Origin of the sequence: Kitasatospora sp. NPDC057738 (assembly GCF_042798815.1) — a bacterium.
Classification (GTDB): domain Bacteria; phylum Actinomycetota; class Actinomycetes; order Streptomycetales; family Streptomycetaceae; genus Kitasatospora; species Kitasatospora lactacystinica.
Map to the genome: position 1 here is coordinate 16,856 of NZ_JBHVJT010000093.1, position 18,399 is coordinate 35,254.

Sequence of the window (18,399 nt, forward strand, 5' to 3'; positions counted from 1 at the left end):
CACGCGCGGGCGCGGCCAGTCACCCTCCGTCGTGCAGTCCGGTCACCCGCCGTGCCGCCGCCCGGTCACCCGGCGTCCTGCCGCCCGGCGAGGGCGAGCAGCCGGGTCTGCGGTCCGGCGTCCTCGGGCACCGGCACCGGCGGGTCGAAGAGCCCGCTGCCGGAGAGGTCCCCGTACCCGGCGAACTCGCCGAGCGCGAACCCGACGAGCCCGTCCGGGAGCCGGGTGAGCCGTCCGATGCCCTCGGCGAGGTCCCAGGAGTGGATCACCAGGTCGGTGGTGAGCTGGTCCAGGTAGTACTGGCCGGAGGTGTCGCCGAAGGAGAGGTGGACGGTCAGCTCGGTGGCGCCGGGGACGGCCCAGGCCTCCCGGGCGGCCTCGGCGGCGTCGGTCCAGGCGGTGACCGGGTCGTCGCCGAGCACGTCGCCGTCGAAGCGTCCGCCGACCTCGCCGACGGTGGCGCCCATCAGCAGTTCGGGTACCCAGAGCTGCTCGCCGGTGAGGTGGTTGACCAGGTCGCGGACGGACCAGTCGCTGCACGGTGTGGGGGAGTCCCACTGGCCGGGGGTGATGAGCCGGACGCGCTCGCCGAAGGCGTCCAGCGCCTCGGGGTACGGGGTGCCGGTCCGCGCCTCCCGTCGGTGGTGCCTGTGTTGAGCCATGCCTCCACCCTCTCCGGCCCGGACGGGCTCCGCGAGTCGCCGACGATCCGTCAGTTGTTCAAATTCGAACTTCGCGGTACGGTCGAAGAGCGGCGGTTCAAATTTGAACAACGGTGGGGGTGACGACCCCTGCCCGCCGCACCACCACAACCCGTGACCACGTCCGGCCGCGCCGGACGACGACCGAACCCCGATCGATGGAGACGCGCATGCCGAGCAGCAGCCCGAGCACGACCGCCGCCACCACCACCGTCAGCCCGGCCCGGGCCACCGCCGGGTCCGCGACGACCTCCCCGCACGCCTACGACGCCGGACTCCTGCTCCTGCGCCTGGCCCTCGGCCTGACCATGGCCGCGCACGGCAGCCAGAAGCTGTTCGGCTGGTTCGGCGGCGGCGGGATCGACGGCACCGGTCAGTTCTTCACCATGAGCGGCTACCCGGCCGGCGACGCCATGGCCGTGGTGGCCGGCCTCACCGAGACGCTGGGCGGACTCGCCCTCGCCGTCGGCCTGCTGACCCCGCTGGCGGGTGCCGCGATCGTCGGCACGATGGTCAACGCGATAGCCGTCACCTGGGGCGGCGGCTTCTTCGCCCCGAAGGGCAGCGAGTACGAGCTGCTGCTGACCGCGGGCGCCGCGGCACTCGCCCTGACCGGCCCCGGCCGCTACGCCGTGGACCGCTTCCTGCCGGTGCTGCGGGCGCACCGCCTGGCGTACGGCGTGGCCGCCGTCGTGGTCGGCCTGGTGACGGCGGGCGTGATCCTGCTGCTCCGCAAGTAGCCGCTCCGCAAAGAGCCGCTCCGCAAAGAGCCGCTCCGCAATGAGCCGCTCCGCAATGAGCCGCTCCGGGAGGGGGCGGCCGGGAATTCCCGGAATCCCTCCTTCGCAAGCGGAAAGGGCATGGTGACGACTCGTCGCCGTGCCCTTTCCGCTGTCGTGGATGGGTGGACCTTGGGTAAAGGCCTTCACAATATTGTGTGATGTGTGCAATGGTACATGGCACATCCCCACCGTCTCCACGGCGGAACCGCCCCACGCGGTGCCGCCGTCGACGGACCTCGCTCCACCGTAGGCCGCGCCCCAACTCGCGGCCTTTGACGGCCCGGAGGCCCCCACGTGAATGGCCGACGCTTACTGCGAGTCCCGCAGTTGGCAAGACTGTTGACGCTCGTGCTGACCCTCGTCCTGGCGGTCGGCGTGTTCGCCCCGCTCAGCCAGGCGACCCCCGCCACTCCCACCCCCGGCGGGACGACCCCCACCGGTGCGCCCGTCGGCACGGCGCCCGCCCACCTGGCGCCGCCGCCCGCGATCGGCGCGGACCGCACCGACACCGCCCCCGCGCGGCCGGACGGCCGGAAGCGGCTCAGCCCGGAGGACCTGGTACCCCAGTCGCCGACGGCTCCGCTCACCGGCCTGCCGACGGCCGACCAGCCGCAGGCCAAGGCCTTCGGGCTGGGCGCGGCCGCCGACCGGCCCTGCAACGTCGGTGACTTCACCGGCCGGACCGGCAGCGCGCTGGTCCAGCAGATCAAGTCCGTCGACCTCCAGTGCGTCAACTCGCTGTTCAAGATCGGCCGCGGCGACGCCGCGAACGCGTTCCGCGAGTCGCAGATGACCACCGTGGCGTACGCGGTGCGCGACGCCGCGAACAGCTACCAGGGCAACAACAGCGCGTCGATCTCGCAGCTGATGCTCTACCTGCAGGCCGGCTACTTCGTGCAGTTCTACAACCCCGACGTGGTGGGCCCCTACGGCGCCGGCCTGAAGACCGCGACCCGTTCCGCGCTGGACGCGTTCTTCGCCAACTCCCGTTCGCGGGACGTCACGGCGGACAACGCGGGCCCGCTGGCCCGGGCGACCACGCTGATCGACAGCGCCAAGGACAGCGCCCGCTACCTGCCGGTCGTCAAGCGACTGCTGTCCGACTACGACAGCGCCACCTGGAACCCGACCGGCATGGTCTACGGGCTGACCCCGGTGCTCACCGTGCTGTTCGCCGGACACTGGGAGGCCGACTTCCTCCCCGCCGTCAAGGCCGACCCGAGCGTGCTGGACGCCCTGTTCACCTTCATCTCCCGCAACCAGGGCCTGCACGGCGGCACCTACGGGCGGACGGTCTACGAGGCGACCAACGAGCTGACCCGCTTCATGCAGTACCCGGAACTGCTGCCCAGGGTGCGCCCCTACGCGCGGGCCCTGGCCCAGCAGTCCGCCCCGACCGGACCCACGATGTACCAGCGCGGCTCGGTGGCGCTCGCGGTGAACTGGTGGGACAAGGCCGACTGCTCGTACTACGGCACCTGTGAGGACCCGGCGAAGTTCAAGGCCGCCAACCTGACGGTCGACCACACCTGCAGCCCGAGCATCAGGATCCTCGCCCAGGCGCTGGACAGCACCCAGCTCGGCACCGCCTGCACCAGCCTGAACGGCCAGGACGCGTTCTTCCACGCGGTGGCCAAGGACAGCGGCCCGGTCAAGGACGACGGCAACAGCACGATCGAGGTCGTGGTCTTCCACTCCTCGCTCGACTACCAGGTGCTCGCCGCGGTCATCTACGACATCAACACCAACAACGGCGGCATGTACCTGGAGGGCGAGCCGGCGACGGCCGGCAACCAGCCGCGCTTCCTCTGCTACGAGGCCGAGTGGGCCCGCCCGTCCTTCGAGATCTGGAACCTCAACCACGAGTACACCCACTACCTCGACGGCCGGTTCAACGTCTACGGCGACTACGACGCCGGCCAGGTCCAGCCGATCGACTGGTGGGTCGAGGGCTTCGCGGAGTACGTCTCCTGGTCGTACCGCAAGGCCGTCAACACCGACGCCATCGCGGTGGCTTCGCAGCACACCTACAAGCTGAGCGAGCTCTTCGACACGGTCTACGCCAGGAGCAGCCAGGACCGGGTGTACCGCTGGGGGTACCTGGCCGTGCGCTACATGCTGGAGCAGCACCGCTCCGACGTGGACGCGGTCCTCGCCAAGTACCGGGCCGGTGACTGGGACGGTGCCCGCGCCATCCTGAAGACGACCATCGGCACCCGCTACGACGCCGACTTCGACAGCTGGCTGACCAGGTGCGCCGCCGGCGCCTGCGCCGCCAACACGCCGGGCCAGTCGCAGCTGCCGGAGTGCGCCGGAGGTGACGTCCGGCAGCTGGGCGCCAACTGCGTGCGCAGCAACGTCGCGGCGACCACGGGCAACTACGCGCACTTCTACCTGACGGTGCCGGCCGGCACCAAGCAGGTGAAGATCACCACCAGTGGGGGCACCGGCAACGGCGACCTCTACTACAACCCGGGCAGCTGGGCGTACACCAACTCCCACGTCCTCCGGTCGACCAACCCGGACAACTCGGAGACGCTGACCGTCACCAACCCGCCGGCCGGCTACGTCTTCTTCGGCCTCTACGCCCAGCAGGGCTTCAGCGGGGTGAGCGTCACGAGCGAAATGTGAGCCGAGCACGGCAGCCGGACAGGTGACCGCCCCGGGCGGAGCGCTTCGGCGCCCCGCCCGGGGCGGGTCCGTCGGTGGACCGCCATCACGGGTCCTGACCGAATTCCCCGCAAACTGCGCACAACGCCCCGGGTTCCCAAGGCCATGTGAGATGTGCCATGGTACATGTCACATCCCCCACCGTGCCCGACGGAACCGCCCCCATGCGGCGCCGTCACCAGCGGTCCTCGACACCCCCACCGGTCGCGCCCCACATCGCGGCCGACGACGGCCCGGAGGCCCCCACGTGAGTCCTTCACGTCTGCTGCGACTCCCGCAGCTGGCACGATTGCTGACGCTCGTCCTGTCCCTGTTCCTGGCGGTCGGCCTGTTCGCCCCGCAGTCCCAGGCCGCTCCCGCCGCCCCCACCCCCGGCGGCACGCCCACGCCCGTCCCCACCGGACCGGCCCCGCAGCCCGCCACCGGCGCCCCCGAACGAGCCGACAGCGGGCAGCAGTTGGCCTCGGCCGACCAGCGCGCCCCGCTCCCGGTCGACACCCGGCCGGCCGAGGTCCGGCCGACCGCCAAGGCCCTGCGCCTCGGCGCGGCGGCCGAAAAGCCCTGTACCGTCGGCGACTTCTCCGGCCGGACCGGCAGCGACCTGGTCCAGCACATCAAGGACGCCGACATCCAGTGCATCAACAGCCTGTTCCAGCTCACCGGCGGCGACGCGCGCGGCGCGTTCCGCGAGGAGCAGATGAGCACGGTGGCCTACGCGCTGCGCGACGCGGCGGCCAACTACCCCGGTGACAACAGCACGTCGGTCGAGCAGCTGGTGCTCTACCTGCGCGCCGGCTACTTCGCGCAGTGGTACCACAAGGAGGACGTCGGCGAGTACGGCGCCGGCCTCAAGACCGCGATCCAGTCCGGCCTGGACGCCTTCTTCAACAGCGCGCACTCGCGCGACGTCGCGGCGGGCAACGGGCCCATCCTGGGCGAGGCCGTCACCCTGATCGACAGCGCTCAGGAGAACGTCCGCTACCTGCCGGTCGTCAAGCGGCTGCTGGGCGACTACAAGGCCGACACCTGGAACCCGGCCGGCATGGCGTGGGCGGTCAACCCGGTCTTCACCGTGCTGTTCCGCGGCCACCAGGTGCCCGGCTTCGACGCCGCCGTCGAGGCCGACCCGAGCGTGCTGGACGCGCTGTCCGACTTCGCGACCCGCAACAACGCCCTGCTCGGCGACACCTACGGCGTGCTGGTCTACAACGCGACCAAGGAGCTCACCCGCTTCCTGAAGGACACGGCCCTCCAGGCCAAGGTCCGCCCCCTCGCCAAGGGGCTGGTCGGCACCTCGGAGCCGAAGGGCCGCACCGTCTACCAGTGGGCCGCGGTCGCCGAGGGCGTCGACTACTACGACGCCGGCAACTGCTCGTACTACGGCACCTGCAACAAGGCCGACCAGCTCAAGGCCGGCGTGCTGACCGTGAAGCACACCTGCAGCCCGAGCATCACGATCCTCGCCCAGGCGCTGGACAGCACCCAGGTCGGCACCGCCTGCACCAGCCTGAACGGCCAGGACGCGTTCTTCCACACGGTGGCCAAGGACAGCGGCCCGGTCAAGGACGACGGCAACAGCACGATCGAGGTCGTGGTCTTCCACTCCTCGCTCGACTACCAGGTGCTCGCCGCCGCGATCTACGGCATCGACACCAACAACGGCGGCATGTACCTGGAGGGCGAGCCGGCCACGGCCGGCAACCAGCCGCGCTTCCTCTGCTACGAGGCCGAGTGGGCCCGCCCGTCCTTCGAGATCTGGAACCTCAACCACGAGTACACCCACTACCTCGACGGCCGGTTCGACATGTACGGCGACTTCGAGGCCGGCATGACCACCCCGACCGTCTGGTGGGTGGAGGGCTTCGCCGAGTACGTCTCCTGGTCGTACCGCAAGGTCAACAACGACGCGGCCATCGCGGCGGCCGGCCGCCACACCTACCGGCTGAGCGACCTCTTCGACACCGCCTACGGGGACCAGGACCGGGTGTACCGCTGGGGGTACCTGGCCGTGCGCTACATGCTGGAGCAGCACCGCTCCGACATGGACGCGGTCCTCGCCAAGTACCGCGCCGGTGACTGGAACGGTGCCCGCACCATCCTGAAGACCACCATCGGCACCCGCTACGACGCCGACTTCGACAGCTGGCTGACCAGGTGCGCCGCGGGCGCCTGCGCCACCGACGGGGGCGGCACGCCCACCACGCCGGGCACCCCGCTGCCCGAGTGCACCGCCACCGACACCCGCCTGCTGGCCGCCAACTGCACCCGCAGCAACGTCGCGGCCACCACGGGCAACTACGCGCACTTCTACCTGCTGGTGCCGGCCGGCACCAAGCAGGTGAAGATCACCACCAGCGGGGGCACCGGCAACGGCGACCTCTACTACAACCCGACCGGCTGGGCGTACACCGAGAGCAGCGCCACGCACTCGGCCGGCCCGGACAACTCCGAGACGCTGACCGTCACGGACCCGCCGGCCGGTGGGTACGTCTTCTTCAGCCTCTACGCCCAGCAGGGCTTCAGCGGGGTGAGCGTCACGAGCGAAATGTGAGCCGAGAACGGCAAACGGACAGGTGACCGCCCCGGGCGGAGCGCTACGGCGCCCCGCCCGGGGCGGGTCCGCGTTCCGCGGTCGGGGGTCGGCGGTCTGTGCCGGCCGGCGGGAACGGGGCCGGCGGGAACAACGAGCCGCACCAGGGTGCTAAGGTGGTTGAAAGTTGGACTACCTGGGACGGGTGAGCAGCATGCAGTTCGGAATCTTCTCCGTCGGCGACGTGACGACCGACCCCACCACCGGCCGCACCCCCACCGAGCACGAGCGGATCAAGGCGATGGTGGCCATCGCCCGCAAGGCCGAGGAGGTCGGCCTGGACGTCTTCGCGACCGGCGAGCACCACAACCCGCCGTTCGTCCCGTCCTCGCCGACGACCATGCTCGGCTACATCGCCGCGCAGACCGACCGCATCATCCTCTCCACCTCGACCACGCTGATCACCACCAACGACCCGGTGAAGATCGCCGAGGACTTCGCGATGCTCCAGCACCTGGCCGAGGGCCGGGTGGACGTCATGATGGGCCGCGGCAACACCGGCCCGGTCTACCCCTGGTTCGGCCAGGACATCCGCCAGGGCATCCCGCTCGCGGTCGAGAACTACGCGCTGCTGCACCAGCTGTGGCGCGAGGAGGTCGTGGACTGGCAGGGCCGCTTCCGCACCCCGCTGCAGGGCTTCACCTCCACCCCGCGCCCGCTGGACGACGTCCCGCCGTTCGTCTGGCACGGCTCGATCCGCAGCCCGGAGATCGCCGAGCAGGCCGCCTACTACGGGGACGGCTTCTTCGCGAACAACATCTTCTGGCCCAAGGAGCACTTCAAGAAGCTGATCAGCCTCTACCGCGAGCGCTTCGCCCACTACGGCCACGGCACGCCCGAGCAGGCGATCGTCGGCCTCGGCGGGCAGGTGTTCATGCGGAAGAACTCCCAGGACGCGGTGCGCGAGTTCCGTCCGTACTTCGACAACGCGCCGGTCTACGGGCACGGGCCCTCGCTGGAGGAGTTCACCGAGCAGACCCCGCTGACCGTGGGCAGCCCCCAGGAGGTCATCGAGAAGACCCTGACCTTCCGCGAGACCTTCGGCGACTACCAGCGCCAGCTGTTCCTGATGGACCACGCCGGCCTGCCGCTGAAGACGGTGCTGGAGCAGCTGGACCTGCTCGGCGAGGAGGTCGTGCCGGTGCTGCGCGAGGAGTTCGCCAAGGGCCGCCCGGCCGGAGTGCCGCAGGGGCCGACCCACGCCGCGCTGGTCGCGGCCCGGGACGCGCGGGAGAACGAGAAGGCGGAGGTGGCCAAGTGACCGCGTACAAGCTGGTGGTGGTGAGCGCCGGACTGAGCAAGCCGTCCTCGACGCGGCTGCTGGCGGACCGGCTCACCGACTCGACCGTGCGCCGGCTCGCCCCGGAGGGCCGCGAGGTGGACGTCACCGTGGTCGAACTGCGGGACCTGGCGGTGGAGATCGCCAACAACTTCGTCACCGGCTTCCCCGGCGCCGGGCTGCGCGCGGCGATCGAGGCGGTGACGGAGGCGGACGCCCTGATCGCGGTGACGCCGATCTTCACGGCCTCGTACAGCGGCCTGTTCAAGTCCTTCTTCGACGTGATCGACAACGACGCGCTCACCGGCAAGCCGGTGCTGATCGCCGCCACCGGCGGCACGCCCCGGCACTCGCTCGCCCTGGAGCACGCCGTCCGCCCGCTGTTCAGCTACCTGCGCGCGGTGGTGCTGCCGACCGCCGTCTACGCGGCCACCGACGACTGGGGCACGGCGGGGGACGGGCTCACCGACGGCCTGCCGCGCCGGATCGACCGGGCGGCCGGGGAGCTGGCGGCGCTGCTGGCCGGGCGCGGCCCGGCGGCGCCGGAGCTGCCCGAACAGGTGGTGCCGTTCGCCGAGCAGCTGGCGGCGCTGCGGGTCTGAACCCGCCCGACGTCCGCGGGGGAGGGCCGCCCGTCCGCGTCGAACGGCCCGCATTGAACGGCCCGCATTGAACGGCCCGCATCGAACGGCCCGCATCGAACGGCCCCGTCGGAACGGCCCCGTCGGAACGGCTTCCGGCGGGGCCGTCCGGTCCGCCCGGTGGGGCCGTTCGGCTGTGCGCCGGCCGTGCCGGATTGTCCGCTTTGCGATGTAATCATTCCCATGATCGGATCAGTGCTGGTCCATCCCCCGCCCGGCGTCCCCGCGCCACGCCGGGAGCGGCTGCCATGAGCCTGCTGCGGGAGAACCCCGTCCTCGCGCTGTTCACCTGCCTGGCGCTCGGCTACCTGCTCGGCAGGCTGCGCGCCGGGCCGATCCGGCTCGGCGGCATCTGCGGCACGCTGATCGTCGCCATGCTGATCGGCAGCCGGCACGTCAGCGTCAACGCCGACGTCAAGAACGTCGCCTTCGCGCTGTTCATCTTCTCGCTCGGCTACATCGCCGGCCCCCAGTTCTTCGCCAACCTCAACGCCAAGGGCCTGCGCTTCGCGGTGCTCTGCGTCCTGGAGGCGGTGCTGGTCGTCGGGATGGCCTACGGCATCGGCACGGCCTTCGACCTGGACGTCGGCACCGCGGCCGGCATCCTCGCCGGAGCGGCCACCGAGTCGGCCGTCGTCGGCACCGCGCAGGAGGCGATCTCCAACCTCTCCGGCATCAGCGCCGACCAGTCCGCCCAACTGCAGAACCACGTGGCCGCCGCCTACTCGGTCTGCTACCTCTTCGGCCTGGTCTCCATCGTGCTGCTGACCAGCCAGATCTTCCCGCTGGTCATGCGGATCAAGCTGCCCGACGCCTCCCGCGAGCTGTGGCAGAAGCTGCGCGGCGGCAAGGGCGCGCCGGCCGGCGACGAGCAGCCCGCGCTGCCCCCACTGGTCGGCCGCACCTACCTGGTCTCCCAGGGCGAGGGCTCCACCATCGCCCGGGTCGAGGAGGTCCGGCCGAGCCTGGTCACCGTCGAGGGCGTCCGGCGGGACGGCCGCACCCTCCACCCCGAGCAGGACTTCCGGCTGCGCCGCGGCGACCGGGTGCTGCTCGTCGGCCGCCGCGAAGCGGTCATCGACACCGGCCACGAGCTGGGACCGGAGACCCCCGGCGTGCCCGGCCTGGACAGCCCGCTGGTGGTCCGCGACATCGTCCTCACCAACAAGGACTTCGTCGGCCGGACGGCGGGGGAACTGGCCGCGGACCAGCCGTCCGCGACCTCCGGGATCTACCTGACCGACGTCCAGCGGGTCGACCAGCACCTGCCCGCGATCACCGACACCGAACTGCACCGCGGCGACACCGTGACCGTCACCGGCGCCCGCTCGGCCGTCGACCGGTTCGCCGCCAAGGCCGGCGTCAGCATCAGCAAGGACGCCATCGACTACATCTACATCAGCCTCGGCATCTGCGTCGGCGTGCTGATCGGACTGATCACCGTGCACGCCGGGGACGCCGCGCTCTCGCTCGGCACCGGTGGCGGCTGCCTCGTCTCCGGCCTGGTCTTCGGCTGGGTCAGGGCCCAGCGGCCCACCTTCGGCGCCTACCCGCCGGTCGCCGCGCAGACCGCCAAGGACCTCGGGCTCTCCGTCTTCATCGCGGTCACCGGCCTGGCCGCCGGCCCCGACGCGGCCGCACTGCTCAAGGACCACCCGGTGCTGCTGCCGCTCTCCGGCATCCTCATGGTCACCGTCCCGGCGGTGCTCTCGCTGTTCGTCGGCCGCAAGCTGCTGAAGATCGAGCCGCCGATCCTGGTCGGCGCCATCGCCGGCCAGCAGTGCAGCACCCCGGCGATCACCACCGTCACCAACGTCGCCCGGAGCAGCATCCCGATGCTCGGCTACACGATCACCTACACCATCTCCAACTTCCTGCTCCCGCTCACCGGACCGATCCTGGTCGGCATGCTGGGGGCCTGACATGACGATCCGTCAGCAAAGGTGTGCCCTGCGGGACCTTGTGCCGGGTGCGCCGGCAGGACCCGCAGGACGCGCCCCAGCCGCCCGCCCTCCCCGAGGAGAGTCGAGAACGCCATGACGAAGCCCAGCATCGGCCGCGAGGAGATCCGCCGACTGGCCCGGCTCAGCCCCTTCGAGCTCAAGGCCGAGTTCGTCCGGCTCGCCGAGGCCTACCAGCGCAACGAGCCCGGGCAGAAGGACACGTCCACCGCCCACATGCTCAACGCCGGCCGCGGCAACCCGAACTGGATCTGCACCGGCCCCCGCGAGGCCTGCCTCGCGCTCGGCCACTTCGCGCTGGGGGAGAGCCGCCGGGTCTGGACCGCCGACGACCTCGGCGGCATGCCGGAGCGGTCCGGCATCGCCGGCCGCTTCGACGCCTTCGTCCGCAGCCACCCCGAGCTGCCCGGCATCGAACTGCTCCGGCGCAGCGTCGAACTCGCCGTGGACCGCTTCGGGTTCGAGCGCGAGGACTTCCTCCACGAGCTCGCCGACGCGAGCATCGGCGACAACTACCCCGTCCCCGACCGGATGCTGGTGCACGCCGAGCAGATCGTCCGCGGCTACCTCCAGGAGGAGCTGATGGACCGCCGGCCCGCGTCACCGCAGCAGCCCGAGCTGTTCGCCACCGAGGGCGGCACCGCCGCGATGTGCTACGTCTTCGACTCGCTGATGAAGAACGGCCTGCTGCACCGGGGCGACAGGATCGCCCTGATGGTGCCGGTGTTCACCCCGTACATCGAGATCCCCGAGCTGGACACCTACGACTTCGAGGTGGTCGAGATCCAGGCCGACAAGCTGGTCGAGACCGGGGTGCGGGCATGGCGCTACCCGGCCGAGGAGGTCGCCAAGCTGGCCGACCCCGGGATCAGGCTGGTCTGCCTGGTCAACCCGAGCAACCCGCCCTCCCTGGCGCTGTCCCGGCAGGTCACCGACCAGATCAAGGAGATCGTGGCCACCGCCAACCCCAACCTGGTGATCGTCACCGACGACGTCTACGGCACCTTCGTCGACGGCTTCCGCAGCCTGGCCGCCGAGCTGCCCCGCAACACCCTGCTCGTCTACTCCTACTCCAAGCACTACGGCGCCACCGGCCACCGCCTCGGGGTGATCGGCCTGGACCGGGACAACGTGATCGACGAGATGATCGCCGCCCTCCCGGCGGAACAGAAGGAGCGCCTCGCCAAGCGGTACGGCAGCCTGAGCCTGGAACCCGAACGGATCCGCTTCATCGACCGGCTGGTCGCCGACTCCCGGCAGGTCGCGCTCAACCACACCGCCGGTCTCAGCCTGCCGCAGCAGGTCCAGATGGTGCTCTTCTCGCTGTTCGCGCTGCTGCCCGAGGGCAAGGCGTACAAGGCGCGGGTGCAGGGCATCGTCCGCCGACGGCTCGGCCTGCTGCTGGAGGGGTCCGGGATGAAGATCTCGGACGACCCGCGGCGGGCCGGCTACTACGTCGAACTCGACCTGCTGGCCGAGGCCGAGCGGGTCGCGGGCAAGGACTTCGCGACCTTCCTGGAGAAGAACTACGAGCCCACCGAGCCGCTGTTCCGGCTCGCCGAGCAGACCGGTGTGGTGCTGCTCAACGGCGGCGGCTTCGACGGGCCCGAGTGGTCCGTGCGGGTCTCGCTCGCGAACCTGGACGACCTCGACTACCTGAAGATCGGACACCACCTCCAGCGGATCTTCGCCGACTACCGCGCCGAGTGGGACGCCTCCCGGGCGTCCTGAGAGAGGTCACGACCATGCAGACCGAACCGCAAGCCGTGCTCTCCCCACTGACCAGCGCGGCCGTCTTCCTGGTCCTCACCGTCGAACCCGGCCGGGAGGACGCCGTCCGCGACCTGCTGCCCGAGCTCGCCGGACTGCGCCGCGCCGTCGGCTTCCGCGCCCCCGAGGGCGCCCTCACCTGCGTCACCGGCATCGGCTCCGAACTCTGGGACCGCCTCTTCGCCGGCCCCCGCCCGTCCGCCCTGCACCCCTTCCGGGACGTGGCCGGCCCCCGCCACCGGGCCCCGGCCACCCCCGGCGACCTGCTGCTGCACCTGCGGGCCGAACGGATGGACCTCTGCTTCGAACTGGCCGCGAAACTCACCGAACGGCTCGCCGGGGCGGCCGCCGTCGTCGACTCCGTCCAGGGCTTCAAGTACTTCGAGGACCGGGACCTGCTCGGCTTCGTCGACGGCACCGAGAACCCGGAGGGCCGGGCCGCCGAACGCGCGGCCCTGATCGGCGCCGAGGACCCGGAGTTCACCGGCGGCAGCTACGTCGTCGTGCAGCGCTACGTGCACGACATGGACACCTGGAACGCGCTGGGCGTCGAGCAGCAGGAGGGGGCGGTCGGCCGCACCAAGCTCGACGACATCGAGCTGTCCGACTACGCCAAACCCGCCGACTCGCACGTGGCGCTCACCGTGATCACCGGGCCGGACGGCGAGGAACGGCAGATCGTCCGCTTCAACATGCCGTACGGCACCTTCGGCTCCGCCGGCCGCGACGGCGAGGTCGGCACCTACTTCATCGGCTACGCGGCCGACCCCGGGGTGACCGAGGAGATGCTGCGCAACATGTTCATCGGCAACCCGCCCGGCACCACCGACCGGCTGCTCGACTTCTCCACCGCCGTCACCGGCGGGCTGTTCTTCGTCCCGACCGCCGACTTCCTCGACTCCCCGCCGCCGGCGCCGGCTGCTTCCGCGTCCGTCCCCGTCCCTGCGGCCGTTCCCGTGGCAGTCCCTGTATCCGCAGCCGTCCCCGTTCCCGTGGCCGGTTCCGGGGACGGCTCGCTCGGCATCGGAAGCCTCAAGCAGACCCCCTGACGGACCACCTGACGCCCTGACGGACCACCTGAACAGGACCCCGCACATGAACAACCTCCACCGGGACCTCGCCCCGATCTCCGCCGCCGCGTGGGAGGAGATCGAGGAGGAGGCCCGCCAGACCTTCAAGCTCCACATCGCCGGCCGCCGGGTGGTCGACCTCAACGGCCCCGAGGGCGCCACCCTCGCGGCCGTCGGCACCGGCCACCTGACCGCCATCGACCCCCCGACCGACGGCATCCAGGCCCGCGCCCGCGCCGCCCAGCCGGTGGTCGAGCTGCGCGTCCCCTTCACCGTCCGCCGCGACGCCGTGGACGACGTCGAACGCGGCTCCCGGGACTCCGACTGGCAGCCCGTCAAGGACGCCGGTCGCAAGCTCGCCCTGGCCGAGGACCGCGCCGTCTTCGAGGGCTACCGCGCCGCCGGCATCGACGGCATCCGCGCCGCCTCCACCAACCCTGCGGTCCAACTCCCGCTGGACGTCAGGGAGTACCCCGAGGCCGTCAGTCGCGGGCTCACCGCCCTCCGCCTCGCCGGCGTCGGCGGCCCGTACTCACTCCTGCTCGGCGCGGACGCCTTCACCGCGGTCAACGAGACCAGCGACCACGGCTACCCCGTCCACAACCACATCGCCCGCCTCCTCGACGGGGACATCATCTGGGCCCCGGCCATCGAAGGCGCCTACCTGCTCTCCGCCCGCGGCGGGGACTTCGAGCTGTTCCTTGGCCAGGACGCCTCTGTGGGCTACCTCTCCCACGATGCCGAAACGATTCAGCTCTACCTTCAGGAGACGCTGACGTTCCGGGTGTACACGGGAGAGGCGGCCGTGACGTTGGTCCGCAGCAGGCCCTGACCGGTGGTTCGTACGGTCCGGTACGCGCGACCCGGTCTTCCCGCGCCCTCCCGCCCTCGTGCGCGGGCACGAGGGCGGGAGGGTCGCTCACATCAGCAGCTGGGGAGCGTGCCGCTGGCGCCCCGGGGCAGTGCACACCAGATGGGCAACCACTCCACGCACGACGACGAGCCGTCCTGGTTGTGGTTGTGGTTGTGGTCGAACGAGGCCCTCGTGCGAGAGGTCGAACGTACCCGGGGTGATGTTGCGTGGTGCAAGGTTGTCGTTCTCCTTCGGCTGTGCTCGAAGGGGCGTTCCCCTTCGGAACACCAGTGCATCAGGAGACACCTGTGTCAATCAAGTCGCTTGCGCAGCAGGCCTCTTGACTGGTAGTCATATGTATGACAGCTGTGGGGCGAGGGGTACTCCGTCACGAGGAGCATCGGTCCTGGCGGTCGCGGATCTCGGCGAGTGCCTCCCTGGCTCGGGTGGCCTCCTCGACCGCGTGGATCCGCTCGGCGAGGTGGGCGGCCGTCGCCAGGTGCTCGGCAGCCTCGTCGGGCAGGCCGAGCGCGTCCGAGCACAGACCCAGCCCGCGGAGGGCGATGGCCTGCTCGCGGGTGGTTCCGACGGAGCGTGCGAGGCCCAGTGCGGTGGTGTACTGGTCGCGGGCGTCCGTGTGGCGCCCGGCCGCGCGGAGGGTGTCCGCGAGGGCGATCAGGGCGTTCACCTCGGTTCGCACGCCACCGCTCTCCCGGAAGGTCGTGAGGGCCGACCCGTACAGCTCCAGGGCGCGGTCGAGCTCTCCGGGGATCGAGAGTGAGGCCGCCAGATTGATCTTCACGATGGCGAGGTCGAACTGGGGCAGGTGGCCACTCCCGAGGCTGAGGACCAGCTCGAAGGCCGATCGGGCCGCGAGGAGGTTCCGGGCTCCGAGGTGGAGGTCGCCGATGTTGTTGAGGATGCGCAACTCGAACGGCCGGTCGTTGAAGTCGCGGGCGAGCGGGAGGGCGTTGCTGTAGGCCGACAGCGCGGATTCCGCGTTGCCCAGAGAGCTGTGCACGATGCCGACGTTCGCGAGGCAGCGGGCGGCGTTCCAGTGGTCGCCGGTCTCCCGGCGGATGCCCAGTGCCTCCTCCTGATGAGCCAGGGCCTCGGACAGCGCCCCTTGGTGCCATCGGGCGAGGCCGAGGATCCCGAGTGCGTTGGCGACGGCATCCCGGTCGTCCTCCGCCCGGGCCAGGTCCAGGCCGTGCGACAGGGCTTCGACGGCGGACGGATAGCGGGACGCGTTGGCGAGCGTCGCGCCGAGGTCGATCAGTGCCCGCGCCTCGCAGCGGTCGTTCTCGACGGATCGCCAGTGGGCTGCGGCCGTCCGGTGCATGTCATGGGCGTCGCTCCAGTAGGCCTCGGCTTCGAGGTGGCCGGCCAGCACATGGGAGATCCAGGCGCCGCTCTCGGGGAATCCGAGCTCCCCGGAGTTCGCCACCAGGGCCAGCAGACCCGGACGTTCCGCGGTCAGCCAGGCCTTCACCGACTCGCGGGAGTCCAGGGCGAGGTCCGTCAGCAGGTCGGCCAGGTCGGGCCCGCCGACGGGCTCGGGAACCGGCAGTCTCGAACGCCGCGGATAGAGGATGCGGTCCGCGGCGTCAGCTGCGTGGAGAGCGTAGCGGAACAGCCGGTTGACGGCCGCCGCCCGTTGCTCCTCGCCCGGGTCCAGAGCGGTGGCGAATTCCCTGATCAAGTCATGGAACTGGTAGCGCTCCGGTGAGATCTCCTGGATCAGATGGCAGTTCAACAGCGCCTCGAGAATGCGGTCGGTCACGTCGACCGGCCGCCCGAGCAACGCGGCTGCCGCGTGGAGCCCGAAGTCCGGGCCCGGATGGAGCCCGAGCAGCCGGAAGGCCGAGCGCTCGCTCGGCGGGAGATAGCGGTAGGAGAGCTCGAACACCCGGGCGATGCTCTCCGACCCATTGCGGAATTCGGCAAGGCGTCCGTTCTTGCGGGCCAGCCGCCGCGCGAGATGGGGGAGCGTCCAGGACGGGCGTGCCTTGAAGCGGCTGGCGGCCAGTGCGATGGCGAGTGGAAGCAGGCCGCAGAGCTTCACGATCTCGATGATGTGTTCCCGCTCCACCGCGCGCTCCGGGCCGACCACGTTCAGGAACAGGGCGACGGCGTCATCCACCGTCAGGACGTCCAGGAACACCGTCTTGGCGTCCGGGAGGTCGGTGAGGCGCTGACGGCTGGTGATGATGACCAGGGCGGTCGGTGCGGGCGGCAGCAGCGGGCGGACTTGAGTGGCATTCGAGGCGTCGTCGAGGATGACGACGGCCCGACGCGAGGACAGGGCCTCCACGCACAGTGCGAAGACCTCCTCCGCGTCGAGCGGGATGGTGGTGGCCGGAACACCCAGGCGTCTGAGCAGGAGGGCGCCCGCTGCCTGCGGGGTGAGCGGCGGCTGGTTGCCGACGTGGGCGCGCAGGTTGAGGTAGACGTAGCCGTCCGGGAAGTACTCGCACATCAGGTCGGCGGCGTGCAGGGCCAGGGTGGTCTTGCCGACCCCCGGCATGCCGAGGATCGCGGAGACGGTGACGACGCCGCCGTGGGCGAGCCGGTCGTGGGGGCGGGGCAGCACCCGGCGCAGGTCCTCCTCCCTGCCGACCATGCGGTGCCGTCCGGGCACCCGCGCCGGAGGTGTCGCGCGAGGGGCCGGAGCCAGTGAGGGGGGTGGAGTGATCACGGCTCGCCCCCGTTCACCGGGGAGCGGTTCGCCACGCAGCATGCGCTGATGCAGGCGGGTGAGCGGGCCACCGGGCTCGGTGGCGAAGTGGGCGTGAAGCAGGCGGACGACGGCGGGGTAGACGGCCAGCGCCTCCGCTTGTCGGCCGGCGGCGTGAAGGGCGGTCATCAGGTGCCCGGCAAGGCGTTCGTCGGTGGGACGGTCCTCGCGCAGCGCGGTGAGCTCGGGGATCAACTCGTGGTGCCGGCCGAGGCGTAGGTCGACCTCGACCCTCAGCAGCGTGGTGGTGAAGTGCTGGTCGGCCATGGCGGTGCGGGCGGTCTGGGCCCAGGTGCCCGGAAGCCCGGCGAGCGGTTCACCGCACCAGAGCTCCTCGGTTCGGTTCAGTACGGTTCTGGCCTGGTGATCCTGCCCGTTCTCGGCGAGGAGTCTGGCCTGTCGGGTGAGGTCCAGATACTGATGCCAGTCAATCAGTTGGGGGTCGGCCCTGAGGGTGTACGTGTGCGATCGGGTGTCGATCGCGGGGGCGTCCGACGGGCTTTGCCCCCCGGCGAACCGGGTTGCCCGTCTCAACAGGGCACGAAGGTGGGAGATATGGCTGTACAGGCTGGCCAGCGCGCTGGGAGGCGGTTCGTCGTCCCACAGCCGGTCCGCGAGTGACGTGTGGGACAGCGGCCTTCCGACCTCCAGGGCCAAGGCCGCCAGTAACTGTCGTCGCTTGTCCGATGGGATCGCCAATTGCTCAGTGTTTACCGACAGTTCAACTGAACCCAGGAGATGAACCCGCATCTTGACGCCCCCCGCCGGTTGGCTACCAGCTTGCCGTGTCGCGGGTGAGCATCGCATGCACGTGAGGTAATCGGCCATACCACCGCAGGGTTCGGTGCCCATGCTTTTGGGAATTGTCTCGACATGACGAAGCGTCATGTGATAGCGCCGCAGGGGTAATTCGTCCGAGGTCGGGGGTCCCAGTGACAGGATCGACCGTGGTCGGCGGGCGCCGGTGAACGACGTCAACCTGCCGTACGGACTGGTGCGGAACTCGTTGGCCGGTGCCACGACGGTCGCCGGTCCGGTGGTGCAGGCCGGAACGATCCACGGCGGGCTGCACCTGCACGGCGCGTCCGCCCTGCCCACGCCCAGGCAACTCCCGCCCTGTCCTCGGCGGTTGATCGGGCGGGAGGCGGACCTGGCGGCGCTGGACCTCTCGCTGGCCCCCGACGCCGGGGCGGCGGACGTCACCCTCGTGGTGACCGGCCCCGCCGGGGTCGGCAAGACGGCCCTGGCCGCGCAGTGGCTGCGCGGGCCGGCCGGGCACTTTCCGGCCGGACAATCGTGCACGGGACCTCGCCGTGACGCGCCCGGTGGGCCCCCCCACCCGGAC

At 70.9% G+C, this 18,399-nt stretch carries 11 protein-coding genes and 1 pseudogene; 10 read left to right on the top strand and 2 right to left on the bottom strand.

Annotated elements, in window-relative coordinates; translation table 11 throughout:
• Positions 1–65: 65 nt before the first annotated feature.
• Positions 66–662 carry a TIGR03086 family metal-binding protein gene (locus ACFVGO_RS34995; RefSeq protein WP_380636157.1) on the bottom strand — a complete coding sequence of 199 codons (597 nt, stop codon included), beginning with the start codon at positions 660–662 and terminating at the stop codon, positions 66–68.
• 209 nt (positions 663–871) lie between these two features.
• On the opposite strand from ACFVGO_RS34995, the gene ACFVGO_RS35000 reads away from it, so the two are divergent.
• From ACFVGO_RS35000 to ACFVGO_RS35040, 9 genes are all read left to right on the top strand, one after another.
• Positions 872–1,441: a DoxX family protein gene (locus tag ACFVGO_RS35000; protein ID WP_380636159.1), complete on the top strand. Its 570-nt coding sequence runs from the start codon at positions 872–874 to the stop codon at positions 1,439–1,441.
• Between the two features lie 369 nt (positions 1,442–1,810).
• Positions 1,811–4,114 carry a M9 family metallopeptidase gene (locus ACFVGO_RS35005; RefSeq protein WP_380636161.1) on the top strand — a complete coding sequence of 768 codons (2,304 nt, stop codon included), beginning with the start codon at positions 1,811–1,813 and terminating at the stop codon, positions 4,112–4,114.
• Between the two features lie 286 nt (positions 4,115–4,400).
• Positions 4,401–6,704, top strand: a complete 2,304-nt coding sequence (locus tag ACFVGO_RS35010; RefSeq protein WP_380636163.1) for a M9 family metallopeptidase — start codon at positions 4,401–4,403, stop codon at positions 6,702–6,704.
• A 193-nt stretch (positions 6,705–6,897) separates the two neighbouring features.
• Entirely contained in the window at positions 6,898–8,004 is a 1,107-nt protein-coding gene (locus ACFVGO_RS35015) for an LLM class flavin-dependent oxidoreductase (protein ID WP_359912407.1), read from the top strand.
• Positions 8,001–8,624: an FMN reductase gene (locus ACFVGO_RS35020; protein WP_359912410.1), complete on the top strand. Its 624-nt coding sequence runs from the start codon at positions 8,001–8,003 to the stop codon at positions 8,622–8,624. The genes ACFVGO_RS35015 and ACFVGO_RS35020 overlap by 4 nt, the downstream gene beginning before the upstream one ends.
• A 287-nt stretch (positions 8,625–8,911) precedes the next feature.
• Complete coding sequence (gene aspT, locus ACFVGO_RS35025) at positions 8,912–10,585, top strand: aspartate-alanine antiporter (protein WP_380349388.1); 1,674 nt, start codon at positions 8,912–8,914, stop codon at positions 10,583–10,585.
• A 114-nt stretch (positions 10,586–10,699) separates the two neighbouring features.
• Positions 10,700–12,355, top strand: a complete 1,656-nt coding sequence (locus tag ACFVGO_RS35030; RefSeq protein WP_380636166.1) for a bifunctional aspartate transaminase/aspartate 4-decarboxylase — start codon at positions 10,700–10,702, stop codon at positions 12,353–12,355.
• Between the two features lie 14 nt (positions 12,356–12,369).
• The gene (locus ACFVGO_RS35035) at positions 12,370–13,443 is read left to right on the top strand and encodes a Dyp-type peroxidase (RefSeq protein ID WP_380636168.1); all 1,074 of its coding nucleotides are present in this window, start codon (positions 12,370–12,372) and stop codon (positions 13,441–13,443) included.
• Between the two features lie 46 nt (positions 13,444–13,489).
• Complete coding sequence (locus ACFVGO_RS35040; protein WP_359912422.1) at positions 13,490–14,296, top strand: family 1 encapsulin nanocompartment shell protein; 807 nt, start codon at positions 13,490–13,492, stop codon at positions 14,294–14,296.
• Positions 14,297–14,705: 409 nt separating this feature from the next.
• On the opposite strand, the gene ACFVGO_RS35045 is transcribed toward ACFVGO_RS35040, so the two are convergent.
• Positions 14,706–17,942 (bottom strand): BTAD domain-containing putative transcriptional regulator, encoded by a 3,237-nt coding sequence (locus ACFVGO_RS35045; RefSeq protein WP_380636170.1) that lies wholly within the window; start codon positions 17,940–17,942, stop codon positions 14,706–14,708.
• A gap of 76 nt (positions 17,943–18,018) precedes the next feature.
• Here ACFVGO_RS35045 and ACFVGO_RS35050 point away from each other — a divergent pair.
• Positions 18,019–18,399: pseudogene (locus ACFVGO_RS35050) on the top strand (regulator); the annotation flags it as partial.